Below are 17,367 nucleotides of genomic sequence, written 5' to 3'. Positions count from 1 at the left end.
CTACAGATGGGGCCGGCCCGGATGATTTCAAGCCTGCTCATCAATCGAAGGCTGTGCCACGGCTGGTGCCTTGCTGACCACAACCATCGCCGGGCGCAGCAGACGCCCACTGAGCAGATAGCCCTTCTGGAACACCTTGAGCACACTGCCCGGCTCGGCATGCAGGCTTTCTTCCATAGCCATGGCCTGGTGATGTTCCGGGTTGAACGGCTCACCCAGCGGGTCCACTTGCTCAACCTGATAACGCTTGAGGGTATCGGTCAGCAGTTTGAGGGTCAGCTGCATACCTTCACGCACGGGTTTGATGGCCTCATTCTCGGCACTGGACAACTCCAGGCCACGCTCCAGGCTATCCACCACGGCCAGCAGATCACCGGCAAATTTCTCAAGGGCAAACTTGTGCGCCTTCTCGACATCCTGCTCAGCACGGCGCCGTACATTCTGCAGATCCGCCGCCATGCGCAGTGCCTGATCCTGAGCGGCTGCCAGCTGCTCTTCAAGTTGCGCTACGCGACCCTGCAGGTCTTCGGGGGCAGTCGCTGCCTGCTCGGGATTGTCGCCATCAAGGATCTGTTCGTCTGCCATCTCTTCCTCCAAACAACACTGGTGCGGCATAACCCGCCGATCTGTCCGTCTATTTGGGGACAAGCCAAAGGAATTCAAGGGCGCAAGAAACCAGCTATTGTCGCGCGCCAACAAAGCACTGTATAAATAACCAGCCAAATCATGCAGGAGGCTTGTCATGCTGGTGCATCTGTCGATCCACAACTACGCCATTGTCGAGCATCTTGATCTCGAACTGGACAGCGGCATGAGCGTCATCACCGGCGAAACCGGCGCGGGCAAGTCAATCATGCTCGACGCGCTGGGCCTGGCCCTGGGCGACCGGGCCGACAGCGGCGTCGTACGTCCAGGCAGCGACAAGGCCGATATTCTCGCCAGCTTCGACATCAGCCAGATCGCCGAAGCTCGCCAGTGGCTGAGTGAACGCGACCTTGAACAGGATGGCCCCTGCATCCTGCGCCGGGTTATCACCCGTGAAGGACGCTCCCGCGCCTACATCAACGGCAGCCCCTGCCCCCAGGCTGATCTCAAGGCGCTTGGCGAACTGCTCATTGACATCCACAGCCAGCATGAACACCAGTCTCTGTTGAAAAACGACACCCACCGCCGCCTGCTGGACGCTTACGCAGGCGCCGAAGAACTGGCCCGCCAGGTACAACTCGCCGCACAGCGCTGGCGACAGACCCGCAACGAACTGCAACGCCTGAGCGAAACCAGTGAAGAACAGCGCGCACGCCAGCAACTGCTCAGCTACCAGCTTGAAGAGCTGGAAAATCTGGCACTCGGCGACAACGAGCTGGAGGCCCTGGAGCAGGAGCACAAGCAGTTGTGCAATGCCGAGCATCTGATTGCCGCCTGCCGCCAGGTCGTGGACTTGTGCAGCGAAAGCGATGCCGGCAACGTGCTCTCGGCACTCGGCGCCAGCCTCAACCGCCTGAGCAGCTTCCACACGCAAGGCGGAGCCTTGGGCGAAGCGGCCAACCTGCTGGCCAGCGCACAAATCCAGGTGGAAGAGGCCGTCGGCGAAGTCAATCGCTTCCTCGATCATTTCGATGCCGATCCGCAGCGCCTGCAGCAACTCGAAGAGCGCCTCGATGCGATCTACAGCCTGGCGCGCAAGCACCGCGTGCAACCGTTTGAGCTGGGCGAACTCCAGCAACGCCTGCTACATGAACTGGAAGGCCTGAACGCCGATGACCAGGCCATCGAGCGACTGCAACAGGAACTGCACGCCTACACACGCCATTACCGGGAAAAAGCCGACGAACTCAGCCGGCTCCGCCAGGACGCTGCCAACACCCTGGCGGCGGCCGTGGAGCAGGAAATGCAACGCCTGGGCATGCCAGGCGGCCGTTTCAACATTGCCCTGCACGTCCATCCGCACGACGAGCCCCAGCCACAGGGCCAGGAACTGGTCGAGTTCTTGGTCAGCGCCAACCCTGGGCAACCACTCAAAGCGCTGGCCAAGGTAGCCTCGGGCGGCGAGCTATCCCGCATCAGTCTGGCAATTCAGGTGATTACCGCACAAACCTCACGGGTACCCACCCTGGTGTTCGACGAGGTGGACGTGGGCATTGGCGGCCCCACTGCCGAGGTAGTTGGCCAACTACTGCGCCGCCTGGGCGAGCGCGGCCAGGTGCTGACGGTCACCCACCTGCCACAGGTCGCCGCCCAGGGACATCAACACCTGTTTGTTCATAAGCAGCGCGGCAGCGAAGAAACCCGCACCGCCGTCGCCAAGCTCGACCACCCACAGCGCGTCGAAGAAGTGGCGCGCATGCTCGGAGGTGTAGACCTCACCGAAGAATCGCTGGCACACGCTCGCAAAATGCTCGCCATCTGAGCGGGCTATCGACACGAAAAAAGCGCCTAACGGCGCCTTTTCGCATTGCTCAGCAAATCATTTTTTAGCCTGGCGCACGTAGAGCACCAGATTGTGATCGACCAGCTCAAAGCCACGCTCGCGGACGATTTCCTTCTGACGCTTCTCGATCTCGGCATCGAAGAACTCGATGACCTCGCCCGTATCCACGCACACCATGTGATCGTGGTGCCCGCCATCGGCCAACTCGAAGACCGCATGCCCACCGTCGAAGTTATGCCGCTCCACCAGGCCGGCCGCCTCAAACTGGGTCAACACCCGGTATACGGTAGCCAGGCCGACATCCTCGCCTGCCTCCATCAATGCCTTGTAGACATCTTCCGCGCTCATGTGGCGCTGTTCGGCCGAGTCCAGCATTTGCAGGATCTTGACCCGCGGCAGGGTCACTTTGAGGCCGGCTTTACGCAGTTCGTTATTTTCAACCATGGTCAGCTTTCTCGCGGGTTGCAGCTTTCGCAGCTTCCCTCAATACGGGTATGATCGGGCCTTTAATGCCCAGCCAAGATAGTGGAAGTCGCCCACCGATGCAAAACTCCAAGCTCCTGCTGACCAGCTTTTCTCTCGCCGGCCTGCTCGCGCTCGCCGGATGTTCGCTGCCGGGCGTCTACAAGATCGACATTCAACAGGGCAATGTCGTGACGCAGGACATGATAGACCAGCTGCGCCCCGGAATGACCCGACGCCAAGTGCGGTTTATCATGGGTAACCCGCTACTCACCGACACCTTCCACGCCAATCGCTGGGACTACCTCTACAGCATTCAGCCTGCCGGCGGCACTCGCCTGCAGGAGCGGGTCAGCCTGGTGTTCGACAACAACGACCAACTAGTTGGCCTTGCCGGCGACTTCATGCCCGGCGTCAGCCGCGACGAAGCCATTCTCGGCACCGGCAGCAACACCCAGGTCACCGGCCAACCGCAGGCGCAGCCAGAGCAGGCACCGACACCCGGCTCGCTGCTGGAGCGCATTCAGCGTGAAGTCGACGAGGTACAGGCCGTACCGGTACCGATCCCCGAACCCCTGGATATCGAATAAGCGCAGCACGCCAAAAAGCCCAGCCGGTCAGACCCGCTGGGCTTTTTCATGTATATCGGTGACGCCAGTTACTCTGCCTTTGCCTGCGCTACCTTGGCGGCGCGCTGCTTGCGAACTTCTTTGGGATCAGCCAGCAAGGGACGGTAGATCTCCACACGCTCGCCCTCTTCCAGGACACGCTCTTCGGGCTTGGCCACCGCCTTGCCAAAAATGCCCAACGGCGCCTGCTGCACGTCCAGGCCGGGAAAGTGCTGCTGGATACCCGAACGCAACACGGCCTCGCGCATGTTGGTGCCGGCGGGCAGATTGAGGCGCAGCAGGCGCTGCTTGTCAGGCAAGGCGTACACCACCTCGACCATTATCATCGGCTTATCCATACAGTTGCTTGGCCCTCTGGCAGAAAGCATCGACCATGGTGTTGGCCGCCTGCGTGAACAGTGGCCCGAGCGTAGCCTTGACCAGCGGCCCGGCATAATCGAAGGTCAAGTCCAGGCTGATCTTGCAGGCCTGCTCACCCAGCGCCTTGAACTGCCATACGCCATGCAGCTCGCTGAACGGCCCCTCCTGCAGACGCATCTCGATCGTCTCGCCGAGCACCAACTCATTACGCGTGACAAAACTCTGACTCAACCCACCCTTGGCCACGTTGAGACTGGCCAGCATATGTCGCTCGGACACATCCAGCACCTGCGCAGAGGCGCACCAGGGTAAAAACTCGGGATAACGAGCCACATCGTTGACCAGGTCGAACAGCGCACGCGCGGGGTAAGGCAACAGCGCCGAGCGCTGGATACGGGTACTCATTGGTCACTCACCGGGCAGATTCAGGCGCGGCGCATTGTCCGGCATTCGCCGCGCAGCCTCAAGCGGGCATAGCCGACTGCCCGGCGACTGCCTATAATGCCGCCCCTATGGCCAAGCAAAGAAAACATCCGCAGGGCAACATTGCCCAAAACAAGAAAGCCTTCCACGACTACTTCATCGAGCAGAAGTTCGAGGCAGGCATTGCCCTGTCCGGCTGGGAAGTGAAAAGCCTGCGCGCCGGCAAGGCACAACTGGTTGACAGCTACATCCTGCTCAAGGATGACGAAGCCTGGCTGATGGGCTGCCACATCACCCCGCTGAAAACCGCCTGCACCCACGTCATCGCCGATCCGATCCGCACCCGCAAGCTATTGCTCAACCGTCGAGAGCTGGACAAGCTGTTCGGCGCCGTGCAACAGAAAGGCTACACCTGCGTGGCGCTGTCGCTGTACTGGAAAAAGCACCTGATCAAGTGCGAAATCGCCCTGGCCAAGGGCAAGAAGGACTACGACAAGCGTCACACCGAGAAAGAACGTGACGCCAACCGCGAAGTGCAGCGCGCCATGCGCAGCAAAGGCAAGGACGACTAAGCGCAGCGACGCGCTGCAATCCTCAAGCGCTCAGTAAAAGACAAAGCAATCTTGACGTGCTGCTCACGGTTTGTGGCTGATCTGCCTGCGTTGCGCGCGCTCTTCCCGCCGGGCCTGCTGCTGCACTTCGGCCAGCACCTCCTGCACGTAGTCGATATGCCGGTTGGATAGGCCTCGGGCTTCCTCCGCGTGGCCCTCCATGATCGCCTCATAGAGTGCGCGGTGCTGCTCGATCAAACGGTCGCGGGTTTCTTCGCGTTGCGCATACATGCCACCGATGTTGGTCACCACATTGCGCTTGAGCAGGTCAAACAGCCCGCGGATGGTATGCAGCAGTACGGCGTTGTGACTGGCCTCGGCAATTGCCAGGTGAAAACTGGCATCCGCCGCCCCCTCCTCGGCACGGCTGACCTTGCCCGGCCGACTGTAGCAGTCCTGCAAGCGCGCAAACGCCTCTTCCAGTCGTTGCCGGTCAACGTCGGTGGCCCGTTGCGCCGCGTAGTAGGCACAAGCCCCTTCCAGCGTATGGCGAAACTCCAGCAGGTCGCGTTGCGCCTCGGCATTGTTCTCCAACAGCTGCAACAGCGGATCACTGAAGGTCGAACCCAGCGACTCGGCGACATAGTTACCGCCACCCTGGCGGCTAACCAGCAAACCGCGCGCCACCAGCTTCTGGATGGCCTCGCGCAGCGAGGGACGTGAGACACCAAAGCGCTCAGCCAGTACGCGCTCAGCCGGCAAGCGCTCACCGGCCTTCAGGGAACCTTCGAGAATCAAGGTCTCCAGCTGCGTGACGATGCTGTCCGACAAACGGCGCGGCTGCACCAGCCCTACTTCCATCCACCTCACCCTATTTGGTTAGACCAGTCGGTACGGGCCTTTGCCGCCCCCGCGCCACAGCCTATCGCCCACCCACGACACTGGCAAGCCAGGCATTATCGACTAAAGTCGCAGGACAGCAGTTTGACAGCCAGCACGGGGCACTCTTACCCTTTCTCGTGCTTTCTGTTAATTGGTATTACCAATTTAGCAGAAAACCTCACCTACAATTCCAAGAACGCTGTAGAGGTCCCGCCCATGCTGCCCGTCTCGCTCCGCGCCATTTGCCGCCCTCGCCTATCCGCCACGCACGCCTGCGCGTGCCGCTAAGGGAGTGCCACCCATGTCTACCGGATTCCTCGCCCTGCTGGCCTTCTCGCCCATTCTGCTGGCGGCCATCTTGCTGGTCGGCCTGCGCTGGCCGGCCAAGCGCGCCATGCCCCTGGTTTACTTACTCACCGCCGGCGTCGGGCTGTTCGCCTGGGAGATGAGCTTCAACCGCATTCTTGCCTCCACACTGCAAGGCCTGCTGATCACCCTCGGGCTGCTGTGGATCATCTTCGGCGCCATCCTGCTGCTCAATACCCTCAAGCATTCCGGCGGCATCACCGCCATTCGTGCCGGATTCAGCACCATCAGCCCGGATCGACGCATCCAGGCGATCATCATTGCCTGGCTGTTTGGCTGCTTCATCGAAGGCGCATCGGGCTTCGGTACGCCGGCAGCCATCGCCGCGCCGCTGCTGGTGGCTATTGGCTTCCCGGCCATGGCCGCGGTACTGATGGGCATGCTGGTGCAGAGCACCCCGGTCTCCTTTGGTGCCGTGGGCACCCCCATCATCGTCGGGGTCAACACCGGTCTGGATACCGCCAGCATCGGTGCACAACTGGTGGCGCAGGGCTCGTCCTGGGCGCAATTCCTGCAACTGATCACCAGCGAGGTGGCAATCATCCATGCTCTGGTTGGCACGGTCATGCCACTGATCATGGTGATGATGCTGACACGCTTCTTCGGCCAGGAGAAAAGCTGGAAAGCCGGTCTGCACGTACTGCCTTTCGCACTGTTCGCAGGCATGGCGTTCACCCTGCCCTACGTGCTCACCGGGGTATTCCTCGGCCCCGAGTTCCCTTCGTTGCTGGGCGGACTGATCGGCCTGGCGATTGTCACCAGTGCCGCCCGCCTGGGCTTTCTGGTTCCCAAGCAAACCTGGGATTTCGCCCCCGCCGACAAGTGGCCCAGCGAATGGCTGGGTACCATCGAAATGAAGCTGGACCAACTGACTGCCAAGCCAATGGGTACCCTGCGCGCCTGGCTGCCCTATGTGCTGGTCGGCGCCCTGCTGGTCGCCAGCCGGGTGTTTCCCGAGGTGGGCAATGCACTCAAGGCTGTGGTCATCAACTTCCCCGACCTGCTCGGCGAAACCGGCATCAGTGCCAACTTCCAGCCGCTGTACCTGCCGGGCGGCATCCTGGTAGCGGTGGTCATCGCCACCTTCTTCCTGCATGGCATGAAGTGGCGCGACCTGGGTAGTGCGGTTAAGGAATCCTCGGGCGTGCTGCTCAGTGCCGGCTTCGTGCTACTGTTTACCGTGCCCATGGTGCGCATCCTGATCAACTCCGGGGTCAATAGCGCCGAACTGGCCAGCATGCCGATTCTCATGGCGCGCTGGGCAGCGGACAGCGTCGGCGGCATCTACCCGCTCCTGGCGCCGAGCATCGGCGCCCTGGGCGCCTTCATCGCCGGCTCCAACACGGTCAGCAACATGATGTTCAGCCAGTTCCAGTTTGGCGTAGCACAGAGCCTGGGCATTTCCAGCGCGCTGATCGTGGCCGTGCAAGCCATTGGCGCCGCCGCCGGCAACATGGTCGCCATCCACAACGTGGTGGCCGCCTCAGCCACCGTAGGCTTGCTCGGCCGGGAAGGCAGCATCCTGCGCAAGACCATCTGGCCAACCCTGTACTACGTACTGTTTACCGGCCTGATTGCCCTGTTTGCCGTCTATGTATTAGGCATCAGCGATCCGCTGGTAAGCCGTTAACTGTTACCGGGCGCGCCGCTGGCGCGCCTTTCCATCTGCCGCGAGTGACGCCCATGATCATTTCCGCCTCTACCGACTATCGCGCCGCCGCGCAGCGCAAGCTGCCGCCGTTCCTCTTCCACTACATCGACGGTGGTGCCTATGCCGAGCACACGCTGCGGCGCAATGTCGATGATCTGGCCGGCATCGAGCTACGCCAACGTGTACTGCGCGACATGTCCAGCCTGAACCTGCAGAGCCAGGTGCTGGGCGAAACCCTCAGCCTGCCGGTGGCCCTGGCCCCGGTGGGGCTGACCGGCATGTACGCCCGACGCGGCGAGGTACAAGCGGCCCAGGCCGCGGCAAACAAAGGCATCCCCTTCACCTTGTCCACGGTGTCGGTGTGCCCTATCGAGGAAGTCGCCCCGGCCATCAGCCGGCCCATGTGGTTCCAGCTCTATGTGCTGAAGGACCGCGGATTCATGAAAAACGCCCTGGAACGCGCCAAGGCGGCCGGGGTGACAACCCTGGTGTTCACCGTCGACATGCCCGTGCCAGGCGCCCGCTACCGCGACGCCCACTCCGGCATGAGCGGCCCGCATGCCGCCTTGCGCCGCGTCCTGCAAGCCATGACCCACCCCGCCTGGGCCCTCAATGTCGGCCTGCTCGGCAAGCCGCATGACCTGGGCAATATTTCCACCTATCGCGGCTACCCCACCGGTCTGGCGGACTACATCGGCTGGCTGGGCGACAACTTCGATCCGTCGATTTCCTGGAAGGACCTGGAGTGGATTCGTGAATTCTGGGACGGCCCGATGGTCATCAAAGGCATTCTCGACCCCGAGGACGCCAAGGATGCCGTGCGTTTCGGCGCCGACGGCATCATCGTCTCCAACCACGGCGGCCGTCAGCTCGACGGCGTGCTGTCCAGCGCCCGCGCCATGCCGGCGATTGCCGACGCGGTAAAAGGTCAGCTGACCCTGCTGGCCGACTCCGGCATCCGTACCGGGCTCGACGTGGTACGCATGCTGGCCCTGGGTGCCGACTGCGTGATGCTCGGCCGCGCCTTCGTCTATGCCCTGGCCGCCGCGGGTGGCGCCGGGGTCAGCAACCTGCTCGAGCTGATCGAAAAGGAAATGCGCGTGGCCATGGTCCTGACCGGTGCTAAATCGATTGCCGAGATCAACAGCGAGCTGCTGATCCGCAACCTGGCGGTCTGACAGGCCGTTAATCCGTGTCGAGCCACAAGCCTGCCACGGCGCCCTTGCCTGCAAGGGCAGCGAAGCGTCGATTGCCCTCGCCGCCTCGTCACCTTCCCTGACCGGCGCGCCGCCACAAGCGGATCGCCACCCGATTCCTTCGGGTACAACGCGGCGCGGGCCCCGTCTCACGCCGCGCCCCATCACGTGCAACGGTGGCCCAGGCGCCACCCCGGAGCCCGCATGACCCTGCCTGCTGCCTTTCTTGCTGCCGTCGCCCGCCTCATTCCGCCACAGCGCCGCTTCGATGACCCGCTGTCGACCCTGGCCTTCGGCACCGATGCAAGCTTCTATCGGCTGATCCCACAGTTGGTCATCCGCGTGGAAAGCGAAGAGGAAGTGCAGCAGCTCTTGCAACTGGCCAACCAGCAGCACGTAGCCGTGACCTTTCGCGCCGCCGGCACCAGCCTGTCCGGGCAGGCCGTCAGCGACTCGGTACTGCTGGTCCTCGGCGACCACTGGAACGGCCGCGAGATTCGTCAGGATGGCGCGCAAATCCGCCTGCAGCCCGGGGTGATCGGCGCCGCAGCCAATGCCGCGCTGGCTCCCTATCAACGCAAGATCGGCCCCGACCCGGCCTCGATCAATGCCTGCAAGATCGGCGGCATCGTCGCCAACAATGCCAGCGGCATGTGCTGCGGCACCGCACAGAACAGCTATCACACCCTGGCCGGCATGCGCCTGCTGCTGGCCGACGGTACGCTGCTGGACAGCGAAGACCCGGCCAGCGTCGCACGCTTTCGTCAGGAAAAAGCCGGACTGCTCGCCGAACTGGCCGAACTGGGTAGACAAACCCGCGCCAACCAGGCACTGGCCGAACGTATCCGCCATAAATACCGACTGAAGAACACCACCGGCCTGGCGCTCAACGCGCTGGTCGACTTCGACGACCCGCTGGATATCCTCTGCCACCTGATGGTCGGCTCGGAAGGCATCCTCGGCTTCATCAGCGCCGTCACCTACCACACCGTGCCCGACTACCCGCACAAGGCCAGTGCCCTGGTGGTTTTCCCCGACGTGGAAAGCTGCTGCCGCGCGGTCACTGCGCTCAAACCGCAACCGGTGTCCGCCGTCGAACTGCTCGATCGCCGCAGCCTGCGCTCGGTACAGGAAAAGCCCGGCATGCCGGCCTGGGTGGCCGCTCTCAGCGAGCAGGCCTGTGCGCTGCTCATCGAGTCTCGCGCCGCCAGTGCCAGCCTGTTGCAGGAGCAACTGGCGCAGATCAACGCCGTGCTTGGCCAGTTCCCCCAGGAGCGCCAGGTAGCCTTCAGCAGCGACCCGGCGGTGTACAACCTGCTATGGAAGATCCGCAAGGACACCTTCCCGGCCGTCGGCGCAGTGCGCCGCACGGGCACCACGGTGATCATCGAAGACGTCACCTTCCCCATCGAGCGCCTGGCCGAGGGCGTCAACCAGTTGCTGGCGCTGTTCGACAAGCACGCCTATCACGAGGCGATCATTTTCGGCCATGCCCTGGAAGGCAACCTGCACTTCGTGTTCACCCAGGGCTTCGAAGAGCCCGCCCAGGTGGCGCGCTATGAAGCCTTCATGCAGGACGTCGCGCAGCTGGTCGCGGTGGATTTTGGCGGTTCACTAAAGGCCGAGCATGGCACCGGACGCAACATGGCGCCCTTTGTCGAACTGGAATGGGGCCAGGATGCCTACCAGTTGATGTGGCAGATCAAAGCCCTGCTCGACCCGCATGGCATTCTCAACCCCGATGTACAACTGAGCCGCGACCCACAGATCCACCTCAAGCACCTCAAGCCGCTGCCGGCCGCCGATGAACTGGTCGACAAGTGCATCGAATGCGGCTTTTGCGAACCGGTCTGCCCCTCGCATGGCCTGACCCTCAGCCCGCGCCAGCGCATCGTGGTGTGGCGGGATATCCAGGCCCGCGAACGCGCCGGGGAAAACACCCAGGCCCTGCGCCAGGCCTACCAGCACCATGGGCTGGACACCTGCGCCGCCACCGGGCTGTGCGCGCAACGCTGCCCGGTAGGCATCAACACCGGCGACCTGGTACGCAAGCTGCGTGCGCAACGCGCCCGGCATGGCGCGCTGGCCCACCGGCTCGGCGCACAATTGCCCGCGCTGCTGCGCGCGGCGCGCCTGGCCCTGCGCCTGGCCGATGGCACGCGCCGCCTGCTCGGCACACCGCGCATGGCGCGGCTGATGCGCCGCCTGCACCAGGCCAGCGGCCAGCGCCTGCCGCTGTGGACACCGGCCATGCCCCAGGCGGCCAGCCCGCTGCGCCTGGATAGCCAGCCGCTGCCTGACGCGCGTCCGCGGGTCGTCTACTTCGCCGCCTGCGTCTCACAGGCCATGGGGCCTTCTGCCAGCGATGGCGAGCGCCAGCCGCTGCATGAGAAAACCCGCGCCCTGCTGGAAAAGGCCGGCTACCAGGTCATCCACCTGGCCAGCCCCGACAGCCTGTGCTGCGGCCAGCCCTGGCAATCGAAAGGCTACTTCAGCGAAGCCCAGGCACAACGCCTGCGCCTCCTGGATGCCTTGCTGCAAGCCAGCCGCGGCGGCCTGGACCCCATCTATTGCGATACCAGCCCCTGCACCCTGCGCCTGCTGCAAGACCACCCCGACCCGCGCCTGGATATCTACGAGCCGGTGCGTTTCATCCAGCAACACCTGCTGCCACGCCTGGAAATCACCCCGCAGACCGAGCCAGTCGCCGTGCATGTCACCTGCTCCACCCAGCACCTCGGCCAGGCGGAGGCCCTGCTGAACATCGCCCGCCGCTGCAGTACTCAGGTGATCATTCCGGAAGGCATCCACTGCTGCGGTTTTGCCGGCGACAAAGGCTTCACCACCCCCCAGCTGAACGCCCACGCCCTGCGCAACCTGCAGCAGGCGGTACAGCACTGCAGCGAAGGCCTGTCGACCAGCCGCACCTGCGAAATCGGCCTCAGCCAGCATGGCGGTATCGACTACCACAGCGTGGTCTATCTGCTGGATCGGGTGAGCAGAGCGTTATCACATGACGACAACAATCCTGAAAAGTAATCTCGCTCAAAGAGAGCCACAAATACCCGACTTACCTAGCTCGTACTCTTCATAAGAGCTAAATCCTTCCTTTTTATTTTCTTTAAACTCACCAATAACGTCATCAGCAGCCACAGGCCAATACTGTCTAACCAATGATTCAAAATAAGCACCAGGTTCATAATCAAGAACCCTATAGCGAGCCTTTAAAATCCCCCCCGCAAGATCATGATCATCATTCACCATAGCCAAAAACGCCATTCGCTCCAGATATTGCGGCAACGGTTCACGCATCGCCATTGCCTCAAGCTTGCAAAATTTAAACTCCCAATCAGGCCCGTTATCATAAGTAACAAAATCCATAAGAACCTTATCCGCGCGCCACGACAGCAAAGGGTTCAAACCCACTTGCGCAGATACAACAATACGCATGACCGGAGACTTATCAGCAGCCAACCAAATCGCACTTAGCAACTGAGAGTATTGAAACACCGACAGGCTCAAAAGCCCCAGAAAAACGCCAGCAACCAGACGCCCGCCAACAAAGCGTCTCATGCCACCACCAGAAGGCAAAAACGCCAGAAAAATTAAAAACAAATAAAAGAAATTCGCATACCAAAAAGAATATTCCAAAAAATTATGCAGCATAAAAAAAGCGAGCACACAAGGCACGCCTGCATCGCCTTCCCGAGATCTCAAATAATAAAAACAATATTTGACAACCAAGAGCAAAGCCAAAAATATTAAGCCTGCCCCAAAAAAACCCATTTCAACCAAAAAATGCAATATAAAATTATGCGGATTTGACCATACTAAAGCCTGCCCCTCTCCTGCAGAAAAACTAAAAGACGCATAATTACCAAACCCAATACCTAATGGATGCGCAAGAAAACCCTCCCAAGCCTTTGCCCACTCCCCCCAACGAACATCCACATGAGCATCATGGATGCGCTCCAAACCCGACCTATTTTCAAACAAATAAAAAAAATCCGGCAGCAACACCGAAAACAACTGCACTGAGAAGAAAACAGCTGCAAAAATTAAAAAATAATAACCAAACCGATCACTACGCCAAAAACACAGACGAAGCAGAACAATAATAAGCGCCGAAAAAACCATCAGCACAACCGCACGAGAACCCGCATGCACAAGCACAAACGAGCACAAAAAAGCCATAATTAATACAAGAGCAACACCTCGCCATAACTGCAAGCCAGAACGAGCCAACAATAGCAAATACGCCACAACCCCTATAGCAATATAAAGGCTAAACTGATTACGCTGCCCTATATTCGCAACGATCCCTGTCGCCCCATCAAAAACTAAAGGCTCCACCCAACGCCACGCAAAAATCTGCCCAAGCGCAATAATTAAAGAGCACCCTCCACCAAAAACAAGGCCATAGAGCGCTGCCTTTCTATCCAGAGACCGCTCATCGAACTGACGGGCTTGAAGGCAACCAAGAAAAAGAGCCCCCAGACAAATCATTATTGCAGGTGCCAGCCATATCTCTAAATAAGGCGCCCCGCCTAGCAAACCCCAAAAAACCACTAAACCAGAAAATAAAAACCCAATTAAAACAAGACGACTACTGCGCATTTGGCGACTACACAGCACAAAAACAAGCACAAAAAAAACAGCCAGGGCATCGGAAAAAAAGTCACCATCCGGATACCAACGAAAAGGCACAATAAACGGCACACTTGACAAAAGGAAAATCAACCAGCGCACGCAATCTCTCCAAAAAAAAAAAGAGCAGGCAAAGCCTGCTCTTTTTTACTCAGACCAATTTATTTACCCTTACAAAAACCCTTGGTAACGCAATCTCCCGATGCAGCCCAGCTAACACCACCAGTACCAGTGATCAACGAAGGGGTCAGAACATATGTATCAGTCGCTGCAAAACCATTAATTGCTCTCGGCGTAACTGTAATTACACCGGCAGTAGAAAGAGCGATGCTATTAACTTGCCCTTGACCGGCACCAGTAGCGACATCATCAGGCACAGAAAGCTGGGCACGCGAACCCGATGCAGGAACAGAAATAGTCGTACCGCTCAGGCAGCCACCCGACTGCACGCACTCTGTAACCCCAAGTTTGAACGGAGCCGATGCTACGATCAACTCAGCGCCACGCGCACGCTTGGTGTAATCCTGATAAGCAGGCAGCGCAATAGCCGCCAAAATACCAATGATCGCCACCACGATCATCAGTTCAATCAAGGTAAAGCCTTTTTGAGCCTTCATAAAATTCTCCTAGTTTCTAAGTAAGGCCATGCGACCTGAAAACGTAAAAGCATGAATCGTGCCAAAATCTGGAAAGGCATTTTCGCCAGCATTCACCAATTAGCGCCATCAGCAAGTACCTCTTATCGTCTCTATCTGACAATTAATGTCACACGCTATGGATGGGTTTGGCAGCACCATGCTTCTAAGCTATAACGCAGCTTTTGCGATAGCCTCTGGATATATCCGCTATGTCAGACACCCCTGCCCTGACCGGCCTGGCCAAGCAACTGGTCATGCAGCAACTGCTCGAAGAGCGCACCGCGCTGCAAGCCTTGCAGCAAGCCCAGCGTAACCAGTTGCCACTGGTGACCTACCTGGTGCAGAACAAGCTGGCCAAGGCGCGCGACCTCGCCGAACTGCTTTGCGAACAGTTCGGCATTGCCATGCTCGACCTGAGCAGCATCGACAAGGACAGCCAGCCCCGCGACCTGCTCAGCGAGAAACTGGCCCGCCAGCACCGCGTACTGCCGCTCTACAAGCGCGGCAGCAAGCTGTTCATCGCCCTGTCCGACCCGGCCAATCACCAGGCGGTCACCGACGTGCAGTTCAGCACCGGAATGACCACCGAGGCTCTGCTGGTGGAGGACGACAAGCTCGGCAATGCCATCGACAAGTTTTATGAAAGTGACACCAGCGCACTGGGCGACCTCGGCGACGTGGATCTAGATGGCCTGGATGTCGAAGCCACCAACGATGACAACAAAGATGCCGGCGTGGGCGACGACAGCGAAGACGCCCCCGTGGTGCGTTTCGTCAACAAGATGCTCCTGGATGCCATCAAAGGCGGCTCCTCCGACCTGCACTTCGAGCCCTATGAAAAAGCCTATCGGGTACGCTTCCGTACCGATGGCATTCTTCATGAAGTAGCCCGCCCGCCGATCCAGCTGGCGCCGCGCCTGTCCGCACGTCTCAAGGTCATGGCCGGCCTGGACATCTCCGAGCGTCGCAAGCCACAGGATGGGCGCATCAAGATGAAACTGTCGAAGAGCAAGTCCATCGACTTTCGTGTCAATACCCTGCCGACCCTGTGGGGCGAGAAGATCGTCATGCGGATCCTCGACGCCAGCAGCGCACAAATGGGCATCGACGCGCTGGGCTATGAAGAGGAACAAAAGGAGCTGTACCTCAATGCCCTCAAGCAACCGCAGGGCATGATCCTGGTCACCGGCCCCACCGGCTCGGGCAAGACCGTCTCGCTGTACACCGGCCTGAATATCCTCAACACCCCGGACGTAAACATTTCCACCGCCGAAGACCCCGTGGAAATCAACCTGGAAGGCATCAACCAGGTCAACGTCAACCCCAAGCAAGGCATGGACTTTACCCAGGCACTGCGCGCCTTCCTGCGCCAGGACCCGGACATCATCATGGTCGGCGAGATCCGCGACCTGGATACCGCGTCGATTGCCGTAAAGGCAGCACAAACCGGCCACATGGTGATGTCCACCCTGCATACAAACAGCGCGGCAGAAACCCTGACCCGCTTGCGCAACATGGGCGTGCCTTCGTTCAACATCGCCACCTCGGTCAACCTGATCATCGCCCAGCGCCTGGCCCGCAAGTTGTGCAGCAGCTGCAAGAAAGTCGTCGACATCCCCCGCGACACCCTGTTGGCCGAAGGCTTCCCCGAAGACAAGATCGGCAGCTTCAAGATCTACGGTCCGGTCGGCTGCGAAAACTGCAAAAATGGCTACAAGGGCCGCGTGGGTATTTATGAAGTGGTTAAAATCACGCCGGCTCTGCAACGCATTATCATGGAAGAAGGCAACTCCATCGATATCGCTGCACAGATGCGCAAAGATGGCTTTAATGACCTACGCACCTCGGGCCTGTTCAAGGCCATGCAAGGCGTTACCAGCCTCGAGGAAGTCAACCGCGTGACCAAGGACTAACCCATGGCGGAAAAAGCGCAAAAAACCAGCACCTTTGTCTGGGAAGGCACAGATCGCAAAGGTGCCAAGATCAAGGGGGAAACCGCCGGACAGAATATCGCATTGGTCAAAGCCCAACTGCGCAAGCAGGGCGTCAACCCCACCAAGGTGCGCAAAAAGGCCGTTTCGCTGTTCGGCGCGGGCAAGGCCATCAAACCGCTGGATATCGCCCTGTTTACCCGACAGATGGCCACCATGATGAAGGCCGGCGTGCCACTGCTGCAGTCCTTCGACATCATCAGTGAGGGTTTTGAAAACCCCAACATGCGCAAGCTGATCGACGAGGTCAAACAGGATGTCGCCGCTGGCAACAGCTTCGCCACCTCCCTGCGCAAGCGCCCGCGCTACTTCGATGAACTGTATTGCAACCTGGTGGATGCCGGCGAACAGTCTGGCGCACTGGAAAACCTGCTGGACCGCGTAGCCACCTACAAGGAAAAGACCGAAGCACTCAAGGCCAAAATCAAGAAGGCCATGAATTACCCCATTGCGGTGATCGCGGTAGCGATCATTGTTTCGGCTATTTTGCTGATCAAGGTCGTACCGCAATTCCAAGATGTTTTTGCCAACTTCGGCGCGGAGCTGCCAGCCTTTACCCTGTTTGTGATTGGCATCTCCGAACTGCTGCAGGAGTGGTGGTTGGTCGTTATGTTTGGCTTGGTGGCTAGCGGCTTTGCACTCCGAGAGTTCCACCACCGCTCACAAGCCTTTCGTGACAACCTAGACCGCGCAGTGCTCAAGGCCCCCATTTTTGGCGACATTCTTTATAAATCCGCAGTCGCTCGCTATGCACGCACCCTGGCAACCACTTTTGCCGCCGGTGTACCACTGGTGGATGCCTTGGATTCAGTAGCCGGTGCCACTGGCAATATCGTTTTCAAGACCGCCGTCAACAAAATCAAGGCGGATGTCTCCAGCGGTATGCAACTGAATTTTTCCATGCGCACGACCGGCACCTTCCCAGCCATGGCCGTGCAAATGACCGCCATCGGCGAGGAATCCGGTGCCCTGGATGAAATGCTCGACAAAGTGGCCAGCTTCTACGAAGCCGAAGTTGACAACGCAGTGGATGGCCTCACCGCGCTGATGGAGCCGATGATCATGGCAGTCCTGGGCGTGCTGGTCGGCGGCCTGATCATTGCCATGTACCTGCCGATCTTCCAACTGGGCTCCGTGGTCTAA

General features: G+C 59.8%; 15 protein-coding genes. 8 read left to right on the top strand and 7 right to left on the bottom strand.

Features of this window, described 5'->3' with window-relative positions:
* Nucleotides 1-27 precede the first annotated feature (27 nt).
* Nucleotides 28-585, bottom strand: coding sequence for a nucleotide exchange factor GrpE (gene grpE, locus CFY91_RS08695; RefSeq protein WP_093985960.1), 558 nt, complete (start codon nt 583-585; stop codon nt 28-30).
* A gap of 157 nt (nt 586-742) precedes the next feature.
* On the opposite strand from grpE, the gene recN reads away from it, so the two are divergent.
* Nucleotides 743-2,407 carry a DNA repair protein RecN gene (gene recN / locus CFY91_RS08690; protein ID WP_093985959.1) on the top strand — a complete coding sequence of 555 codons (1,665 nt, stop codon included), beginning with the start codon at nt 743-745 and terminating at the stop codon, nt 2,405-2,407.
* Between the two features lie 57 nt (nt 2,408-2,464).
* Here the strand turns inward: recN and fur are convergent, their stop codons facing one another.
* A complete protein-coding gene (fur, locus tag CFY91_RS08685; protein ID WP_093985958.1) occupies nt 2,465-2,872 on the bottom strand; it encodes a ferric iron uptake transcriptional regulator in 408 nt (135 codons plus the stop codon).
* A gap of 98 nt (nt 2,873-2,970) precedes the next feature.
* On the opposite strand from fur, the gene CFY91_RS08680 reads away from it, so the two are divergent.
* Complete coding sequence (locus CFY91_RS08680) at nt 2,971-3,480, top strand: outer membrane protein assembly factor BamE (protein ID WP_093985957.1); 510 nt, start codon at nt 2,971-2,973, stop codon at nt 3,478-3,480.
* A 68-nt stretch (nt 3,481-3,548) separates the two neighbouring features.
* On the opposite strand, the gene CFY91_RS08675 is transcribed toward CFY91_RS08680, so the two are convergent.
* Entirely contained in the window at nt 3,549-3,857 is a 309-nt protein-coding gene (locus tag CFY91_RS08675) for an RnfH family protein (RefSeq protein WP_093985956.1), read from the bottom strand.
* Nucleotides 3,850-4,284 (bottom strand): type II toxin-antitoxin system RatA family toxin, encoded by a 435-nt coding sequence (locus tag CFY91_RS08670; RefSeq protein WP_093985955.1) that lies wholly within the window; start codon nt 4,282-4,284, stop codon nt 3,850-3,852. Before CFY91_RS08670 ends, CFY91_RS08675 begins: the two co-directional genes overlap by 8 nt.
* Before the next feature lie 107 nt (nt 4,285-4,391).
* Between CFY91_RS08670 and smpB the strand changes: the two genes are divergently transcribed.
* Entirely contained in the window at nt 4,392-4,874 is a 483-nt protein-coding gene (smpB, locus tag CFY91_RS08665; protein ID WP_093985954.1) for an SsrA-binding protein SmpB, read from the top strand.
* 63 nt (nt 4,875-4,937) lie between these two features.
* On the opposite strand, the gene CFY91_RS08660 is transcribed toward smpB, so the two are convergent.
* Nucleotides 4,938-5,714 carry an FCD domain-containing protein gene (locus CFY91_RS08660; protein WP_093985953.1) on the bottom strand — a complete coding sequence of 259 codons (777 nt, stop codon included), beginning with the start codon at nt 5,712-5,714 and terminating at the stop codon, nt 4,938-4,940.
* A 322-nt stretch (nt 5,715-6,036) separates the two neighbouring features.
* On the opposite strand from CFY91_RS08660, the gene CFY91_RS08655 reads away from it, so the two are divergent.
* The 3 genes from CFY91_RS08655 (at nt 6,037) to CFY91_RS08645 (ending at nt 11,987) form a co-directional block, all read left to right on the top strand.
* Entirely contained in the window at nt 6,037-7,731 is a 1,695-nt protein-coding gene (locus CFY91_RS08655) for an L-lactate permease (protein ID WP_093985952.1), read from the top strand.
* Nucleotides 7,732-7,784: 53 nt separating this feature from the next.
* Nucleotides 7,785-8,930: an FMN-dependent L-lactate dehydrogenase LldD gene (gene lldD, locus CFY91_RS08650; RefSeq protein ID WP_093985951.1), complete on the top strand. Its 1,146-nt coding sequence runs from the start codon at nt 7,785-7,787 to the stop codon at nt 8,928-8,930.
* A 222-nt stretch (nt 8,931-9,152) separates the two neighbouring features.
* Nucleotides 9,153-11,987 carry an FAD-binding and (Fe-S)-binding domain-containing protein gene (locus CFY91_RS08645; RefSeq protein ID WP_093985950.1) on the top strand — a complete coding sequence of 945 codons (2,835 nt, stop codon included), beginning with the start codon at nt 9,153-9,155 and terminating at the stop codon, nt 11,985-11,987.
* A 6-nt stretch (nt 11,988-11,993) separates the two neighbouring features.
* Here CFY91_RS08645 and CFY91_RS08640 read toward each other — a convergent pair whose 3' ends face one another.
* Entirely contained in the window at nt 11,994-13,697 is a 1,704-nt protein-coding gene (locus CFY91_RS08640) for an O-antigen ligase family protein (protein ID WP_093985949.1), read from the bottom strand.
* 59 nt (nt 13,698-13,756) lie between these two features.
* A complete protein-coding gene (locus tag CFY91_RS08635) occupies nt 13,757-14,212 on the bottom strand; it encodes a pilin (RefSeq protein WP_093985948.1) in 456 nt (151 codons plus the stop codon).
* 230 nt (nt 14,213-14,442) lie between these two features.
* Between CFY91_RS08635 and pilB the strand changes: the two genes are divergently transcribed.
* Nucleotides 14,443-16,146 carry a type IV-A pilus assembly ATPase PilB gene (gene pilB, locus CFY91_RS08630; RefSeq protein WP_093985947.1) on the top strand — a complete coding sequence of 568 codons (1,704 nt, stop codon included), beginning with the start codon at nt 14,443-14,445 and terminating at the stop codon, nt 16,144-16,146.
* A 3-nt stretch (nt 16,147-16,149) separates the two neighbouring features.
* Nucleotides 16,150-17,367 (top strand): type II secretion system F family protein, encoded by a 1,218-nt coding sequence (locus CFY91_RS08625; RefSeq protein WP_093985946.1) that lies wholly within the window; start codon nt 16,150-16,152, stop codon nt 17,365-17,367.

This window comes from Pseudomonas fluvialis, assembly GCF_002234375.1.
GTDB classification, from domain to species: domain Bacteria; phylum Pseudomonadota; class Gammaproteobacteria; order Pseudomonadales; family Pseudomonadaceae; genus Aquipseudomonas; species Aquipseudomonas fluvialis.
This window is presented reverse-complemented; position numbering and strand designations above follow the sequence as displayed.